At 45.9% G+C, this 14,687-nt stretch carries 13 protein-coding genes and 1 tRNA gene; 3 read left to right on the top strand and 11 right to left on the bottom strand.

Annotated features, from left to right (window positions below):
- The first annotated feature begins 160 nt into the window (after positions 1-160).
- Together MKHDV_RS13020 and MKHDV_RS13015 are read left to right on the top strand one after the other, a co-directional pair.
- Positions 161-1,168: an HD domain-containing protein gene (locus MKHDV_RS13020; protein WP_216846928.1), complete on the top strand. Its 1,008-nt coding sequence runs from the start codon at positions 161-163 to the stop codon at positions 1,166-1,168.
- A gap of 1 nt (position 1,169) precedes the next feature.
- Positions 1,170-1,739 carry a class I SAM-dependent methyltransferase gene (locus tag MKHDV_RS13015; protein WP_160715985.1) on the top strand — a complete coding sequence of 190 codons (570 nt, stop codon included), beginning with the start codon at positions 1,170-1,172 and terminating at the stop codon, positions 1,737-1,739.
- A gap of 259 nt (positions 1,740-1,998) precedes the next feature.
- Here MKHDV_RS13015 and MKHDV_RS13010 read toward each other — a convergent pair whose 3' ends face one another.
- The 4 genes from MKHDV_RS13010 to MKHDV_RS12995 form a co-directional block, all read right to left on the bottom strand.
- Entirely contained in the window at positions 1,999-3,987 is a 1,989-nt protein-coding gene (locus tag MKHDV_RS13010; RefSeq protein WP_160715983.1) for an alkyl/aryl-sulfatase, read from the bottom strand.
- Positions 3,988-4,111: 124 nt separating this feature from the next.
- Positions 4,112-4,774 (bottom strand): HAD family hydrolase, encoded by a 663-nt coding sequence (locus MKHDV_RS13005; protein ID WP_160715981.1) that lies wholly within the window; start codon positions 4,772-4,774, stop codon positions 4,112-4,114.
- 425 nt (positions 4,775-5,199) lie between these two features.
- The gene (locus MKHDV_RS13000; RefSeq protein WP_160715979.1) at positions 5,200-5,538 is read right to left on the bottom strand and encodes a hypothetical protein; all 339 of its coding nucleotides are present in this window, start codon (positions 5,536-5,538) and stop codon (positions 5,200-5,202) included.
- A 147-nt stretch (positions 5,539-5,685) separates the two neighbouring features.
- Positions 5,686-5,762 (bottom strand) — tRNA-Met (locus MKHDV_RS12995).
- Positions 5,763-5,953: 191 nt separating this feature from the next.
- Here MKHDV_RS12995 and fsa point away from each other — a divergent pair.
- Positions 5,954-6,607, top strand: a complete 654-nt coding sequence (fsa, locus tag MKHDV_RS12990) for a fructose-6-phosphate aldolase (protein ID WP_160715977.1) — start codon at positions 5,954-5,956, stop codon at positions 6,605-6,607.
- Between the two features lie 97 nt (positions 6,608-6,704).
- Here the strand turns inward: fsa and MKHDV_RS12985 are convergent, their stop codons facing one another.
- The 7 genes from MKHDV_RS12985 to MKHDV_RS12960 all read right to left on the bottom strand — a co-directional run bounded on the left by MKHDV_RS12985 (position 6,705) and on the right by MKHDV_RS12960 (position 14,190).
- The gene (locus tag MKHDV_RS12985) at positions 6,705-7,877 is read right to left on the bottom strand and encodes a YibE/F family protein (RefSeq protein WP_160715975.1); all 1,173 of its coding nucleotides are present in this window, start codon (positions 7,875-7,877) and stop codon (positions 6,705-6,707) included.
- 93 nt (positions 7,878-7,970) lie between these two features.
- Complete coding sequence (locus tag MKHDV_RS12980) at positions 7,971-9,455, bottom strand: alkaline phosphatase (protein ID WP_160716129.1); 1,485 nt, start codon at positions 9,453-9,455, stop codon at positions 7,971-7,973.
- A 290-nt stretch (positions 9,456-9,745) separates the two neighbouring features.
- Complete coding sequence (locus MKHDV_RS12975; RefSeq protein ID WP_160715973.1) at positions 9,746-10,519, bottom strand: amino acid ABC transporter ATP-binding protein; 774 nt, start codon at positions 10,517-10,519, stop codon at positions 9,746-9,748.
- A gap of 18 nt (positions 10,520-10,537) precedes the next feature.
- On the bottom strand, positions 10,538-11,620 hold the full coding sequence (locus MKHDV_RS12970; protein ID WP_160715961.1) for an amino acid ABC transporter permease: 1,083 nt from the start codon (positions 11,618-11,620) through the stop codon (positions 10,538-10,540).
- 1 nt (position 11,621) lies between these two features.
- Positions 11,622-13,004, bottom strand: a complete 1,383-nt coding sequence (locus tag MKHDV_RS12965) for an amino acid ABC transporter permease (RefSeq protein WP_160715959.1) — start codon at positions 13,002-13,004, stop codon at positions 11,622-11,624.
- Between the two features lie 177 nt (positions 13,005-13,181).
- Positions 13,182-13,487: a hypothetical protein gene (locus MKHDV_RS18985; RefSeq protein ID WP_254060485.1), complete on the bottom strand. Its 306-nt coding sequence runs from the start codon at positions 13,485-13,487 to the stop codon at positions 13,182-13,184.
- The gene (locus MKHDV_RS12960; protein ID WP_254060484.1) at positions 13,429-14,190 is read right to left on the bottom strand and encodes an amino acid ABC transporter substrate-binding protein; all 762 of its coding nucleotides are present in this window, start codon (positions 14,188-14,190) and stop codon (positions 13,429-13,431) included. The genes MKHDV_RS18985 and MKHDV_RS12960 overlap by 59 nt, the downstream gene beginning before the upstream one ends.
- Between the last annotated feature and the right edge of the window lie 497 nt (positions 14,191-14,687).

Genomic DNA, 14,687 nt, shown 5'->3' with positions numbered 1-14,687 from the left:
ATTGCATGACGATAATCCCGCTCCGGACATATTCGGAGAGCAGGTGTAATACCGGAGGTTCTAGTGTTTGAAAAGATTTCATCATGGGCTCAGACCGTTGTTGAATCGAAGACCTTTGACGAAGCCGTAAATAATTTTATTTCAACGAAATATGGGCAATATGCTCTTATATTTGTTTTTTTTTATGTTCATCATCATCTACCTGCGTGTCCTCTTTGGCCCTAAAGGGTTTTTTAGAGAAAAACAGTGGGATGAATGGAATGATGAAGCGAAAGCAACGCGTAATGCGGAAAAGGCAGCACGTAAAGCTGAGGCGAAAATTCAGGCAGAAAAAAAAATCCGACACACTACAGAAGTAGCTATGACTCCAGATCTTACATCGTATCAAAAATGGTTTGCAGAGTATGTTGAAGGCTATGCACAAGCTGATCAACACGATCAACAATACATTGATTTAAAACGTGAACATACATTGCGGGTCTTTGGCAACGCGAAGCAAATTACTGCTTCGCTGTCGTTAGATTCATCAACAATGAATGTTGCGTTGCTCGGCGCATTGTTTCACGATGTCGGACGGTTTGAGCAGTACAACATATATAAAACCTACAGTGATCAGAATTCTGTAAACCACGGCTTGCTAGGTTGCCGAATTTTAAAACAGGAAAGCATCCTGGAGCATGAACCGAAAGAAATACAGCATGCAGTAAGAGCAACGGTTGCGTTGCACAATAAATATGCGCTTCCGTCAGCACTTCCAAAACATATCCGTATTGCAACGCACATTGTGCGCGACAGTGACAAACTGGATATTTTTCCAGTGCTTGTATCTAATTTTACGCATGACGGTTCTAAGAGTGATGTCATTACCATGGGGCTTGAAGATTGCCCGACTGAGTATACCTATAAGATCTTGCAGAATGTCCTGAATGGCGAGTCTGTACGATATGGTGATATGCGGTACATAAACGATTTTAAGCTGCTTCTTTCAAGCTGGGTCTTTGGTTTAGAGTACCGTGCTTCTATGCAATTGCTGCATGACCGCGGTGTGATGGAACGTTTGCTTAACACCTTGCCAGCTTTGCCGGATATGGAAGAGGTGAAGCTTGTTGTGCGTGAAGAAATGCAGCGAGTTTTGACAAGTAATATTTCTGAAGAAGAGGGGACATAGCGTGAATGCCATAACCACTTTTTTATGGAAGAAGATTGTTGCTAGTACGGTGGAACAGTCCGTAAGACTTGTGCGAAAATCTCGGGCGCGGAACGTCCTTGTTATTGGCGAGAATACGACTTCTTTGTCTCATGCTTTGGATGGGTATGTTGATCGCCTTGAGGTTCTCAATCACAACACCCTGCACACGGTGTTGGCTCATTCACAAAGAGAGATACATGAAGGGCAGTCTTTTTTAGATGCTAAAGACGGTTCCTTCGACTTATGCATTGTGAGTTTCGGTTTGCATCAGGTTGATCCGGAAGTTGCAGAACAGATTGTCCGTGAATGTATGCGCATTGCCCCTAATGCTTTGCTTATCGATTTTGCCCTTGCTGAAAGAAATATAGAGCTGCCTTCCCAGTATGTATGTTCGCTTGCGGAACAGTTTCTTCATAGGGGACATTGGGATGTGTATAAAAAGTATATTCGAGTTGGTGCGCTGCATGGCATTGCTCATCGGGCGCAGACGAGTGAATTTTCCAATGTAACCATTTGGGGCGGCGGCATACGCCTGCTGTTGGTTGGATAGCAACTCTAGGTGATATTCCCGTCTAAAAGAGAGCCATATCTTTTTTAGACACTGATGCCCCCACGTACAAGAAACTTCCCGTCCACCATAACAATAACTCAAAATAATCGGGGTCAAGGGGCAAGCCCCTTGCGGGTGGAGGGCGGAGCCCTTCCTCCTCGAAGAGTCGCCGAAGGCAAGCATGTTGAAGACTTTTCGAAGGCATGAAAATTTACAAAAAGAAAGGCACGACATTTACGTCGTGCCTTTTCTTTTTGTATTAGTTTTTAGACTGCGGTGCGTTTGGCGTAACGATGTTAAACCAGAACGGGAAGTTGTCGAGCATGCCCAAAAGAGCATGGATTTTTTTCTCATCACCGTCTGCTGTTATATCTTTCGTTTTCAACGCGTCGGCCAGTGTGGTTTCTTTGAGGAATATTTTGTTAAGAAGGGCTCGCGTCATTTCAAGAGTGAGGTCTGCGTTATCAATGGTGCCATGGCGGTTAGAGAGTGCTGAGTTTCGAAGTTCCAGAACAAATTTTTCTGATGTGTCGGTGAGTATCAAATTGATAGTAATGTCCTGTCCAGCTGCTTTCTGTGGATTAAGGCGCACTCCTGTGTAGTCCAACAGCATCGTCGTATCTACGGCTTTAATAAAATCCGGTGAGGATGTGTTTGGAGCAGGCAGTTCTTTGATGCCGTCCCGTAATTCCTGTGCACCTGTTAAATAGAAGTTACGCCATGGGCCGGATTCAGCTTGATATCCCATCTGCTCCAGAGCGTCTGCCACCAGCATGCGGGCTTCTTTGTTGGAAGGGTCCGCAAACACGATATGGTTGCCCACTTCGGCTACCCAACGGTATTCACCGTTCTCGTATGCTTTGCGCGCTTTAGTGATGATTGCTTTTGCGCCGCCCATATATTCAACATATTTTTTTGCTGCTTTTACAGGGGGAAGCACATGCAGGGTAGACGGGTTGCCATCAAACCAACCGAGGTAGAATACGTAGGTCGCTTTTACGTTGTGGTATACAGAGCCGTAGTAGCCGCGCATTGCCCAATGTTGAGCTAAGTTCTCTGGGAAATGGACTTGTTCTGCAATTTGATCCGGTGTGTATCCCATATTGGCAAGACGCAGTGTTTGATCGTTAATAAAACGGTACCCGTCACGAGCCATCTTTAAATTCTCGACGACAGCTTTTCCCCATACAGGCCAGTGATGCATGCCGTAGAGGACTTCTGCATTTTCCCCCCACATCTGGATAGTTTCGTTGAGATATTTTGACCATGCAAGTGGATTACGAATTTTTGCACCGCGAAGTGTGTACGTATTATGTAGTGTATGGGTGCAGTTTTCTGCGGCTGAGACGGCTTTAAGCTGTTTAACGTACCAATGCATTTCTGCTGGTGCTTCAGAGCCTGGAGCCATGAGGAATTCAAAGTCCAGTCCGTCAATTTTTACTTTCTGACCGGTTTCTTTGATGAGATCTGTCGGGAGGATAAGTGTGACAGTGCCAGTGGATGTAGTGGTGCCGAGACCTGCACCGACTTGTCCTTGCGGGGATGGTGGAAGAAGGTTGCCGTACATATATGTAGCCCTTCGGCTCATTGCGTTACCGGCATACACGTTTTCTGAAACGGCAGCTTCGGTAAAACCTTCTGGAGCAAAAATTTTAATTTTGCCATCTGTGACATCTTTTTCATCAATTATGCCGCGTACTCCACCAAAGTGGTCTACATGGCTATGTGAATAAAACACTGCCACGATCTGTTTCTTAGGGCGATGCGCGAAATAAAGGTCAAGAGCTGCCTTTGCTGTTTCTGTTGAGATAAGCGGGTCGATGACAATAATGCCAGTGTCCCCTTCAATGATGGTCATATTTGAAAGGTCAGCATTGCGTATTTGGTAGATTCTGTCACAAACTTTAAATAAGCCACCCTGCATGACAAGCTGCATTTGACGCCACAAGCTAGGGTTGACGGTGTCGGGGGCTTTTTTCTGTTCAGTAATAAATTTGAATGCTTTCATGTCCCATACAACACGCCCCTCGGCATTTTTAATTATGCCGTCGTTGGGTAGTGGGGCAATGAAGCCTTTTGCGGCATCTTTAAAATCCTGCTCATTGGCAAACGGCAGAATTTTTAACCACTGGGCGTTAGCAGCTTTGGTTGTGTCGGATGCAGCGTTGGGTGAAACAGCTGCAAAAGCTGGGCTTGAAAGAAAAGAAATGGCCAGCCAGATAAAAAACGATAGCCGAATGCCTTTCATGTTACTCTCCTGATAAACTTTAACTAGGTTACTGCGTGATTGTAACGTGTTGAGTTTACCAGTCAGTGATTATTTGGCACCTGTATCGGCTATGATTTTTCTGTAACAGCTGAGAATTGTTCTCTTAACGCGCGGTCATTTGCAGGAAGAGATCCCAGCAGTCTGTTGCAATAAAATCTGGATTTTCTGCTTCAAATTCTTCGCGTGTGGCTTCTCCGGTGCATACACCAGCTGTTAGTGTGCCTGCAGCTTTACCTGTGTGAATATCCATCAGGTGGTCGCCAGTCATAATAGCTTCTTCTGGCTGGCAGCCGACAAGTGCAAGTGCTCTATGCAGATGGTCAGGGTCAGGCTTTACAATGGGAACATCATCGCGGGTAAGGATGACCGGGCAGTATTCATCTACATCCGGAAAAACAATGCGAACAGCCTCTGTGCAGTTACGGGTAACGATACAGGGAGTAATGTCTCTCTTAAGTAATTCAGAAAGCAGTGTGCGAGCCCATGCAAAAACGTCACTGCGTGCTGCAGCTTCAAGCTCAACATCTTTTGCGGCGCTGATGGCTGCTTCGTCCATTGCATCTAGAATAGACAGTCTTTCCTTAGTTGCCTGTTCTTTTGCCATATCAAGCCATTCAAGGAGTGGGAGACCATTAAGATCTGGAAGGTTCGGGTATACGATCTTTACAGCATCGTGCGCTCGTTGCTTCATCTCGTTAAAATCGATGGTCGGAATAGCTAGTGTGCCGTCGAAATCGAAAACAACAGCTTTAAGTGAATGTATCATGTTTTTCCTTGTACCTGAGTGATGATCTCTCGAGGTTGCGTATAGCTGATTATGAGCCAGAACCTCTGTATTTTTATAGGTCACTCTCAGTAAGGTCAATATGTCAGTTGCGGTGGGAATTGATACTATATTGATGGCTCGGTCAGCCGGAATGAAGAGGGATTAATAGGCTGACAAAAGCCTGTTAACTTTGTAGCGTTATGGCAAGTATGGGAATTTCAGGAAAAATTGAATAGAGCGTAGTGCCTAAGAATACTAAAAGACGTGAATGGCGAGAGCGTATATTCTACGAGAAGTGTGCGATCAAAAAAAAGACCCTTTAAAAGGGTCGTGAATTTCAGGAAAGCAAGAGCGTGAGGGACTATTGTTTTAGATAACGATACCGTCCTAAGCGCGAGCCTGAACAAATAGTTTTTTGGGGATTGCTAGTCGTTGATAATGATTACACCTGGTTCGTTGTAGTCCTTGACGTAAATGACGTCCGGTTCGTCGTTCTCGATATAGATTACATCCGGCTCATTGTTTTGAATGATCACAACATCCGGTTCATCGTCTTCGATATAAACAATGTCAGGTCTTCTTTTTTGGATGACCATAACGTCCGGTTCATCTTCTTCGAATAGGAAGTCGATAAACCGTTCTTCATCGGATCTGTCATCAATGATGATAAAATCAGGTTCGTTGTCTTCGACGATAATAATTTGTTCAGCAAAAGCCATGCTTGGAATGCTCAGTGCTATCAGAATAAAAAGAATGTATCTCATTTTTTCTCCATACGTTTGTATCAAAAGCTTTTATACAGTCGCATGTTAAATTTGAGTAAAGAGATCACCCTGAGTATTCTGTTGTTGCTGTGCTCTGGACATAAAAAAAGGATCATAGACATACATCTATGATCCAAGTTTCCTTATTGGTAGCGAGAGAGAGAATTGAACTCCCGACACTGCGGATATGAGCCGCATGCTCTAACCAACTGAGCTATCTCGCCATCAAATGCAAGTAGAAACCAAGTCGTGAAAAACGTGATCGCTAAGTGCGAGATGTTTTTTGAATAAAACAGCCGGGAAAGTCAAGCGAAAAAATAAAAAAGTACGAAAAGTATGCTTTGTTTACGTGGGCTGAAGGCCGCGTACAGACACGGTTTACTGCGTACTTCCAAACAACACCCAGAGGGATATTATGGAATTTTTTATTGATACCGCTAGTATAGAAGACATTAAGACAGCAACAGAACAGGGTTTAATTGACGGTGTTACCACCAACCCTACATTACTTTCGCGCGAAGGCGGAGATTGGCGCGTACGCGCAAGAGAAATTTTAGAAGTAGTAAAAGGGCCTGTAAGTCTCGAAGTTGTAGCAGAAGATGCACCGGGCATGATTGCACAGGCGCATGATCTGAAAAAAATGGGCGACAACGTTGTTGTTAAAATCCCTATGACGTCAGAAGGGCTGAAAGCTATCAAGGCTCTTTCCAGTGAAGGTATTCATACAAACGTTACATTGATCTTTTCACCGTTACAGGCGTTGCTTGCTGCAAAAGCAGGCGGAACTTATGTAAGTCCGTTTATTGGTCGTCTTGATGCCATTGGCGATAACGGTATGAATTTGGTTGAAGAAATCCGCACTATTTTTGATAACTACGGATACACTACAAAGATTCTTGTAGCGAGTGTCCGTCATCCTATGCATGTGCTTGAGGCTGCTTTGGTCGGTGCAGATGTGGCGACTGTTCCTTTTAGTGTTCTGCAGCAGTTTGTACATCATCCACTTACTGATAAAGGGCTTGCCAGTTTCCTTGGGGACTGGAAGAAGCTGACAGGCGGTAAATGGTAATAACTAAGAGTAGCCAAAAAATGATCGGCAGGGCTGAGCTCTGTTTGAATAGAAAATTTGGTGAATTTGTAGTACTGATGTGACGCAGTGCGTTACCCTATGAGTTTTGTAATACAGTGCTCAGTTGCTTTTGCGGCTGAGCACTTTCTTTTTTCTGTGTGAAGAGAATTGCTCCGATGCACGCGGTAAACGGCGCAACAAGCACAAGGCCGAAACTGCCCACTAGCGTTTTGACTACCTCAGCGGCGACATAGAGCATGTTGAACATATTGATGACGGGAATACCTTGAGCCATGAAAGCCATAAGCAAGGTTACATAGCCGCCTGAATATGCAAGTAGCAGAGTAGTCGTCATGGTACCCACCACAGCGCGTCCGACTCTGAGACCGGAGAACAATGCCTCTTTTCTGCTGATTGACGGGTGAGTGTCCACGACTTCCTGCAAGCTTGCCGCCACATCCATTGCTAAATCCATAACGGCACCGGATGCTGCTACAAAAATGGCTGCCACGTAAATCTGCGTAATATTCAAGTGAGCATACCCTGCGTAGAGCAACGTTTCTGCGAAGGGCATTATGGCACCGTGAAGTTTGAAGGCACTTGTTGCCCATACTGCCAGACCACAACTACTTGCTACCCCGAGCATTGCTCCCAGAAAAGCCACTGTTCCCATACGGCTTAGTCCTGCCACAAGAAAAATGATTGTACCCGTGAGACTTGCTACAATTGCGAGTGCAAGCCATATGGGATCAACACCGAGAAGCAGAGACGGAATAAAAATTTTCCACAATACAAGTCCCGTAAAAATGAAACTGAGTAATGCTTTTGCCCCCGTTTTGCCGCCGAAGAGAATTAACAGCAGGGCAAACAAGAAAAGCAAACCTAGCTCAAGATCTATGCGGTAGTGATCCTGAGGGACAATTGTATCTATTGCCCCTTCCGGTGTATGGGTGACAACGAGTAAGGCCGTATCACCTACGGAGAAAGCCTTGTCGATGTCGAGTCGACCCATGAGTTGGTTACTGACCGTAAAAGTTTCCCCTTTGCGTGCGCCTTCCAGCATTGTGACATCAAGAATCTGTACACCAACAGTTACCAGCGAATGTCGTTGGAGCTGGCTGTTATCAACTGAAAGAATTTCGCCTTTAAATTGTTCGGCAGTGTCGTCTATTCTGTCATCAAACGGTGTTGGAACATTCCAGAGAACAATAGAGAGAAGTAAAAAAACACCAATGAGAATGTTGTCTCGTGTTGTCGATTTTGTACGCACAGTCTTCACCTTATTTTGCAGCTGGATAAGAGCAGAAATGAAATGGCGGTACGAGGGGAAACGTACCGCCATTTCTGGGGCCATAGACTAATGCTACTTAGATGCTACGCTTACAGCAGGGGCAATGCCCATTACCGCCATAATTTTTTTAGCAATTTCGGACTGATGGTAATTGTTTCTAAAGCTTTCTGCACCGACACCAATTGCACTGGTTACAATAGGAGTGCCTGTGTGTTTGAAGGACGTCCACGCAAGACCGGCTTTGTTGTTTACAGTGTGGGTTACAGCCACAACAAGCGGGTCGTAACTACCGTACAGAATGGCTGCCTGTGGAGAATTGTTTTTGATGAGTTGTCCAGCCATAGACTGAATGAATGCTTCTTGAAGTTTGGCAACTTCATACGGCTTAAGCACCATGGTATCTTTTTTAGGGTTACCTTCAAACTTGAGACCAAAGTATTTTGTAATCTGCGGTTTGATGTCTTCGAACGTATTTTTGCCGTGAGCTGCTTTTTTGAAAGGCTCCATGACTTCCTGAGTGAATTTTTCAAAAGAGACAGTCTGTGCATCAAGCACATTAAAATGGCTTTCGTATTTGGTTCCGGCAAAGCCGAGAGTCATGCCACCAGTTTCGTGGTCACCAGTGACGACTATCAACGTATCGTTAGGATGTTTTTTATAGAACGCCACGGCTTCTTTTACGGCGTTGTTGAAAGCTACGGTGTCCATGACTGCGGCTTTTGCATCGTTTGCATGGCAAGCCCAGTCAATTTTACCGCCTTCAACCATCAGGAAGAAACCTTCTGGGTTGTCGAGCAGGGCAATGCCTTTTGCAGTAAATTCGGCCAGAGAGATATCCTGTGTGCGGCGATCAATTTCGTATGGTGTTGCGCCGGAATCCTGCAACCACTCGTTGTACGCAAGCACTTTGCCGCTACTCTTTGAAAGTTTTTCAAATCCGCTGCGGTTGGATATTATTTTGTATCCGGCTTTTTTAATGGCTGTTACTGCGTTGCCGCGAGCTTCAATGCCTTTGCGTGTGCCTTTGGGATCTTTAAGACCGCCACCTGCAAAGTAGTCAAAATTGGAAGCTGCGAGAGCATGATCAATATAGTGATACTGTGAGCGCTTTGGAACGTGAGCATAGAATGCGGCAGGAGTTGCGTGGTCAATGGATACGCTTGAAACAATGCCGACTTTTTGGCCGTTATCACGCGCCATTTCTGCAATTGTTTTTACGCTTTTTCCGTTTGGAGACATACCGATCATGCCGATATTTGTAATTTGACCAGAGCTCATGGCAGTTGCGGCGGCAGCTGATCCAACAATAAATCTGTTGTTGGCCTGTGTGGTCGTGATGCCTTGAACAGGGAAGTCGTCAAAGACAAGTTGTTCACCAGTGACTGCTTCGGTAGACATTTTTTGAGCAATGCCCATGCCGTCACCGATGAAGAGAAACACATACTTAGCTGGAGTGCCGGAGTAGTATTCTTCGGCATGGGTAATACAGACAGAACCGGTAAGCACGATAAGTGCACATAACATTGCTGAAACAGAACGTAGTCCTAAGAAACGCATCACGTACTCCTTAAGCTTGTTGGCAGGCTGCGAGAAATATTTCTGTCACCTGTTGTAAACTTGTTGGAAACTATTGGATTCATGCTCGGGGCATTTTGTTTGGCGCATACGGCGCAACCTCTAAAAGTATTGCGACCTTTTTGCAGTGTGCCTGTTACTTCGTGATGACGGCTTGAAATCTTTTTAGCGAATCATGTTAAGCTATTGTGACGTTGGTTATTTCGTGTGAACAAAAAAAGAGAGAAGCTATTAGGCTTCTCTCTAAAATTGGAAATGTGAGTGTTGTCGGCTTAGTGATTCAGAATCTGTTCAAGGAATGCTTTACAGCGTTCTTCACGCGGGTTGGAGAAAAATTCCTTCGCAGGAGCATATTCTACAATCTGACCCTGATCCATGAACACCATGGTGTCGGCAACTTCACGGGCAAAACCCATTTCGTGTGTAACACAGATCATGGTCATACCCTGATCCGCAAGCTCGCGCATTACGTCGAGAACTTCTTTAATCATTTCAGGATCAAGTGCGGATGTAGGCTCGTCAAAAAGCATAATTTTTGGCTGCATGGCAAGAGCGCGGGCGATAGCTACGCGCTGCTGCTGACCGCCGGAGAGCTGACCGGGGAATTTGTTTGCCTGTTCGCCGATGCCAACGCGTTCGAGAAATGTGTACGCAATTTCCTCTGCCTGTTTACGAGGCATTTTGCGCACCCAGATCGGGCCGATTGTTACGTTGTCCAGAATAGACAAGTGCGGAAACAGGTTGAACTGCTGGAACACCATGCCTACTTCGCGGCGAATTACTTCAATATGTTTGGTGTCGTTTGTCAGGGTAGTGCCATCAACAATGATGTCGCCTTCCTGATGCTCTTCAAGACGGTTCAGTGTACGGATAAGGGTAGACTTACCGGAACCTGAAGGGCCGCAGATTACCACTTTTTCCTGCTGGCGAACCTGCAGGTTAATATCTTTTAAAACATGGAACTGATCGTACCATTTGTTTACGCCGTCCATCTCTATAATGACCTGATTACCAGCAAGATGGGTTGCAGTATGAATCTGACTCATAATTATATCCTTACCTGTCTACTTGGACGCGTATTTCTTTTCGAGGTGCTGACTGTAGCGGGACAGTGAGTAGCAAAGAATCCAGTACCAAAGTGCTACGAATACATATGCTTCTTCCAGCCTACCGAACCACTTGGGGTTGGAGGTAGTTGCAAAGGCAATCTGCAACAGATCAACCAGACCTACAATACCAACCAGTGATGTGTCTTTAAGAATACCGATAAAGTTGTTAACCATCGGCGGAATTACAATGCGTAGCGCTTGCGGCAGAACAATCAGTAATGTCTTCTGCCAGTATCCCATGCCGATGGCATCGGCTGCTTCGTATTGTCCGTTACCGAGACCTTGTAAGCCGCCTCGAATGTTTTCTGCAAGGTAGGCAGAGAAGAACATGGTGATACCCACCATAGCACGCAATACCTTATCCAGCTCCATATCTGTTGGAAGGAACAGCGGAAGCACTACAGATGCCATAAACAGAATGGTAATAAGCGGAACCCCGCGAACCAGCTCAATATATGCCACGCAGAAGGACTTGATAATCGGCATGTCGGAAGTACGTCCGAGAGCCAGTAATACACTGATAGGGAATGAAAACAGCATTGCTACGGAAGCGAGAATAAGCGTAAGCATAAGCCCGCCCCAGTAATGCGTGTCTACAACTTCCAGTCCGGTGAAGAAGCCACCGTGGATAACAAGGTAGACAGCAACAGGAGAGAGTCCCCACAGAGTATAGAGCCACTTTGTGCCACGGAATTTGCGGACAAGAGTCAGCATAATAAGTGCAAGCACAATCAGTAATGCTACTGCCGGACGCCACCGGTGTTCTTCCGGATAGATGCCCACCATGAAGACAGGCCACATGTCGCGGACAAATCCCCATGCTGCGCCAGAATATTGCTTAGCAACGGTTGGATCAAGTGTAATCGATGCGTTAAGGATTGCCCATTGGACAAAAGGCTTAACCGCAGAGAAAATTGCCCAGCCCGCAACAACAGTAAGAAGCGCGTTGTACCACGGGAATAGCAGGTTTGAGCGTATCCAGCCGAGAACACCAGTTTTAGTGACGGGTGGACGGCGGTCTTTGATTATTTCTGCCATGTTACCGCTCCACAAGTTTTATTTTGGCGTTATACCAGTTCATACCAAGAGAAATGACGAGGGATAAGGATAGGTATACGCCCATCCATATGCCTACAATTTCTACAGCCTGACCGGACTGGTTGAGAATTGTGCCGCCGACGCTGACAAAATCAGGGTAACCGATGGCAACAGCTAGAGAACTGTTTTTTGCGATAGCAAGGTATTCACTGGTCATTGGCGGTACAATAATGCGCATGGCTTGCGGCAGGATAACAAGACGCATTACATGGCGCTCTTTAAGGGCAATTGCACGGGCAGCTTCTCGTTGACCGTTGGAAACGGCCTGAATGCCGGAGCGGATAATTTCTGCGTTAAAAGCAGAAACATACACGGTTAGGCCTACAAGCAGTGCAGTGAATTCAGGTGTAAAATCGATGCCGCCACGGTAGTTGAATCCTTTGAGTTCTGGGTATTCCAGTGTGAAAGGAGTTCCCGCGATAAGCCACACAAGTGCGGGCAGGCCGATCAGTAAGGCAATAGAGGGCAATACAATCTTACCCGGAGTGCCACGTTCGTTCAGCAGTCGCATTGAGCGGCGGCAGATGAAATAAATTCCGATAAGGGCAGCGCCGATAGCAAGGCAGAAAGGCCATGCACCGGACTGGGCTATTGGTGCGGGTAAAAATAGACCGCGATTGTTAAGAATTAACCAGCCGCCTACATCGATGGATTGTCGCACGGAAGGCAGCTGCTGCAGTACGATGAAATACCAGAAGAACAGTTGCAACAACACTGGCAGGTTTCGGTTTAATTCTACATACCAGCTGCATAGTTTACTAATGAGCCAGTTAGGGGAAAGTCTACCGAGCGCAATAATTAATCCGAGGATTGTAGAAAAAATGCAGCCAAGAATTGTTATCTTAATGGTGTTTGCAAAACCGGTAAGAAGGGCTGTTACGTAGCTGGAGGATTCAGTGTAACGAGTAAAAGCGATGGAGTCGCTGCCAAGGAAGAGGACAAGAACCGGAATAATGCCGACGAGTGTTATGACGGCAAAAACAGTTTTGTCACTTGCGGTAATGGCGGTGCCTTTTTTCTTAAGCCAGACTGCGATTGCTCGTGACGCAAACAGTCCTACAATAAGAGCAGCAATAAACCAGAGGAATCCGCCCTGAAGAACAGGGATCGGAGGAGTCTCGCCGATGTTGAAACCCGCTTCGTTCTGTAAGAATCCGAAGCCGGAACCGATGCCGCGTTTTTCAAGGTTCGCCAATGTATTTTGATACATGATGAACGCAACCCATAACAAGCCCCCGAGCATGATACTTTGGTATAACCATGCACGAATCTGTGGGTTTCGCCAGAAAGGTACGCGAGCATTTTCGTGTGCGTGTTGTGACATAATATTTCGAAGAGATTGTGTGTCGGAAGCAAGAAAAACTGCATGAGCGTGTCAGTTTTTCAGCGGAACCAGCGGTATTGAGTACGGTCGATACGTGGAGTCCGGTATCAAATTGAAAATCTGCCGAAGCAGAAACAGCGCGGTGCTGTTTCTGTCCGGCAGTGAGTTACAATCGACCTAGCGGAAAGGAGGAGCGTAAATAAGGCCGCCCTTGTTCCACTGGTTATTGTAGCCGCGCTCGAGTCGAAGCGGGGTGTTAGTACCAAGGTTGCGATCAAAGATGTTGCCGTAGTTGCCAACCATTTTGATAATGCGGATAGGTGCGTCTTTATCAAGACCAAGGTTGCTCCAGAGAGTGCCGGTAACACCGAGCATACGCTGAACTTCTGGGTCTTTAGTTTCTTTTGCTACCTGTTCTACGTTTTCAGCAGTAATGCCTTTTTTCGTCAGCAGCCATGGTGAGCCAGATGGTCCAACGAACAATGTCGCCCCACTGGTTGTCGCCGTGGCGTACTACAGGAGCAAGAGGCTCTTTGGAAATGAGTTCTGGAAGAATGATGTGTTCTTCAGGATTTTCCATAAGGGAGCGCTGTGCAGCAAGACCGGAAACGTCGGTTGTATGCACGTCACAACGACCGGTGTCGTATGCTTTACGAACGTCTGGCTGTTTGTCGAAAACAACCGGAGTAAATTTCATGTTGTGCTTACGGAAGTAGTCAGCAACGTTGAGTTCTGTAGTGGAACCAGTCTGCAGGCAGATGGTAGCGCCGTCGAGTTCGCTTGCTTTGGTGATGCCGAGCTCTTTACGAACCATAAGGCCCTGACCATCGTACAAAGTAACAACGGTGAAATCGAGACCAAGGTTAGTATCGCGGCTCATGGTCTGAGTAGTTGTACGGGAAAGCAGGTCAATTTCGCCGGACTGAAGGGCAGGAAGGCGCTCTTTGGAGGTGAGCGGTGTGTACTTTACATTAACGTTGGTTGCTGCGCCAACAGCACGGCAGAAATCAACGTCAAAGCCAAGACGCTTACCGGAGCTATCCAGTGCGGAGAAGCCCGGGTTTTCAATGTGAGTACCACACTTAAGGTAGCCACGCTTAGTTACGTCTTCAAGAGTAGACGCAAGTGCGCATGAAGCAGTGAGAACAAAAGCAAGAACGAGAGCAAGAGTGCGTGTTGTACGCATAGTAAAAACCTCCCATAAAAGAAACATTAGAGCAGGCCACGAGTGAACACTGTTCATTAAAAATGTGGCAGCTTACCTATACCTGTATGTGAAAGTCCGTAACGCATCGGAGCAGATTACAGACTCTTCATCATCATGCGATTCGAACTGCTAGGGGCAGAAGATACCGTAAGGAAAAATAATGAAGATTGCGTGAGAAAAGAAAAGCCCTTCGCATCATTTAATAGAAAGGCTTCACTCTTTTTGAAAAATGTCAGGGTATATAATTGGGAATTATATGCAGTGGCAATGCAAATAGCCTATTGCAGGCATTCAAAGAAAGACTGCAATAGTGAAGGCGCTTCTATAGAAACAATTGCCGTAGATTACTAAAGAAATATTCTCCGTGCAATAGGTTTAATAAAAACGGAGTGTTACATCGTTACTGAAACAATGTAAGTCATTAATTATCTTGATTGTGAGTCTTAAAGTGGCTGTGCAGAGTTGTCTAGATGGTT

It is taken from the genome of Halodesulfovibrio sp. MK-HDV (assembly GCF_009914765.1).
Classification (GTDB): Bacteria; Desulfobacterota; Desulfovibrionia; order Desulfovibrionales; family Desulfovibrionaceae; genus Halodesulfovibrio.
This window is presented reverse-complemented; position numbering and strand designations above follow the sequence as displayed.

Coding starts and splice junctions, on each gene's coding strand:
- MKHDV_RS12965 (WP_160715959.1), bottom strand. CDS start 13,004: ATGTCACAACACGCACACGAAAATGCTCGCGTACCTTTCTGGCGAAAC.
- MKHDV_RS13005 (WP_160715981.1), bottom strand. CDS start 4,774: ATGATACATTCACTTAAAGCTGTTGTTTTCGATTTCGACGGCACACTA.
- fsa (WP_160715977.1), top strand. CDS start 5,954: ATGGAATTTTTTATTGATACCGCTAGTATAGAAGACATTAAGACAGCA.
- MKHDV_RS13010 (WP_160715983.1), bottom strand. CDS start 3,987: ATGAAAGGCATTCGGCTATCGTTTTTTATCTGGCTGGCCATTTCTTTT.
- MKHDV_RS12960 (WP_254060484.1), bottom strand. CDS start 14,190: ATGCGTACAACACGCACTCTTGCTCTCGTTCTTGCTTTTGTTCTCACT.
- MKHDV_RS12975 (WP_160715973.1), bottom strand. CDS start 10,519: ATGAGTCAGATTCATACTGCAACCCATCTTGCTGGTAATCAGGTCATT.
- MKHDV_RS13020 (WP_216846928.1), top strand. CDS start 161: ATGCTCTTATATTTGTTTTTTTTTATGTTCATCATCATCTACCTGCGT.
- MKHDV_RS12980 (WP_160716129.1), bottom strand. CDS start 9,455: ATGCGTTTCTTAGGACTACGTTCTGTTTCAGCAATGTTATGTGCACTT.
- MKHDV_RS12970 (WP_160715961.1), bottom strand. CDS start 11,620: ATGGCAGAAATAATCAAAGACCGCCGTCCACCCGTCACTAAAACTGGT.
- MKHDV_RS13000 (WP_160715979.1), bottom strand. CDS start 5,538: ATGAGATACATTCTTTTTATTCTGATAGCACTGAGCATTCCAAGCATG.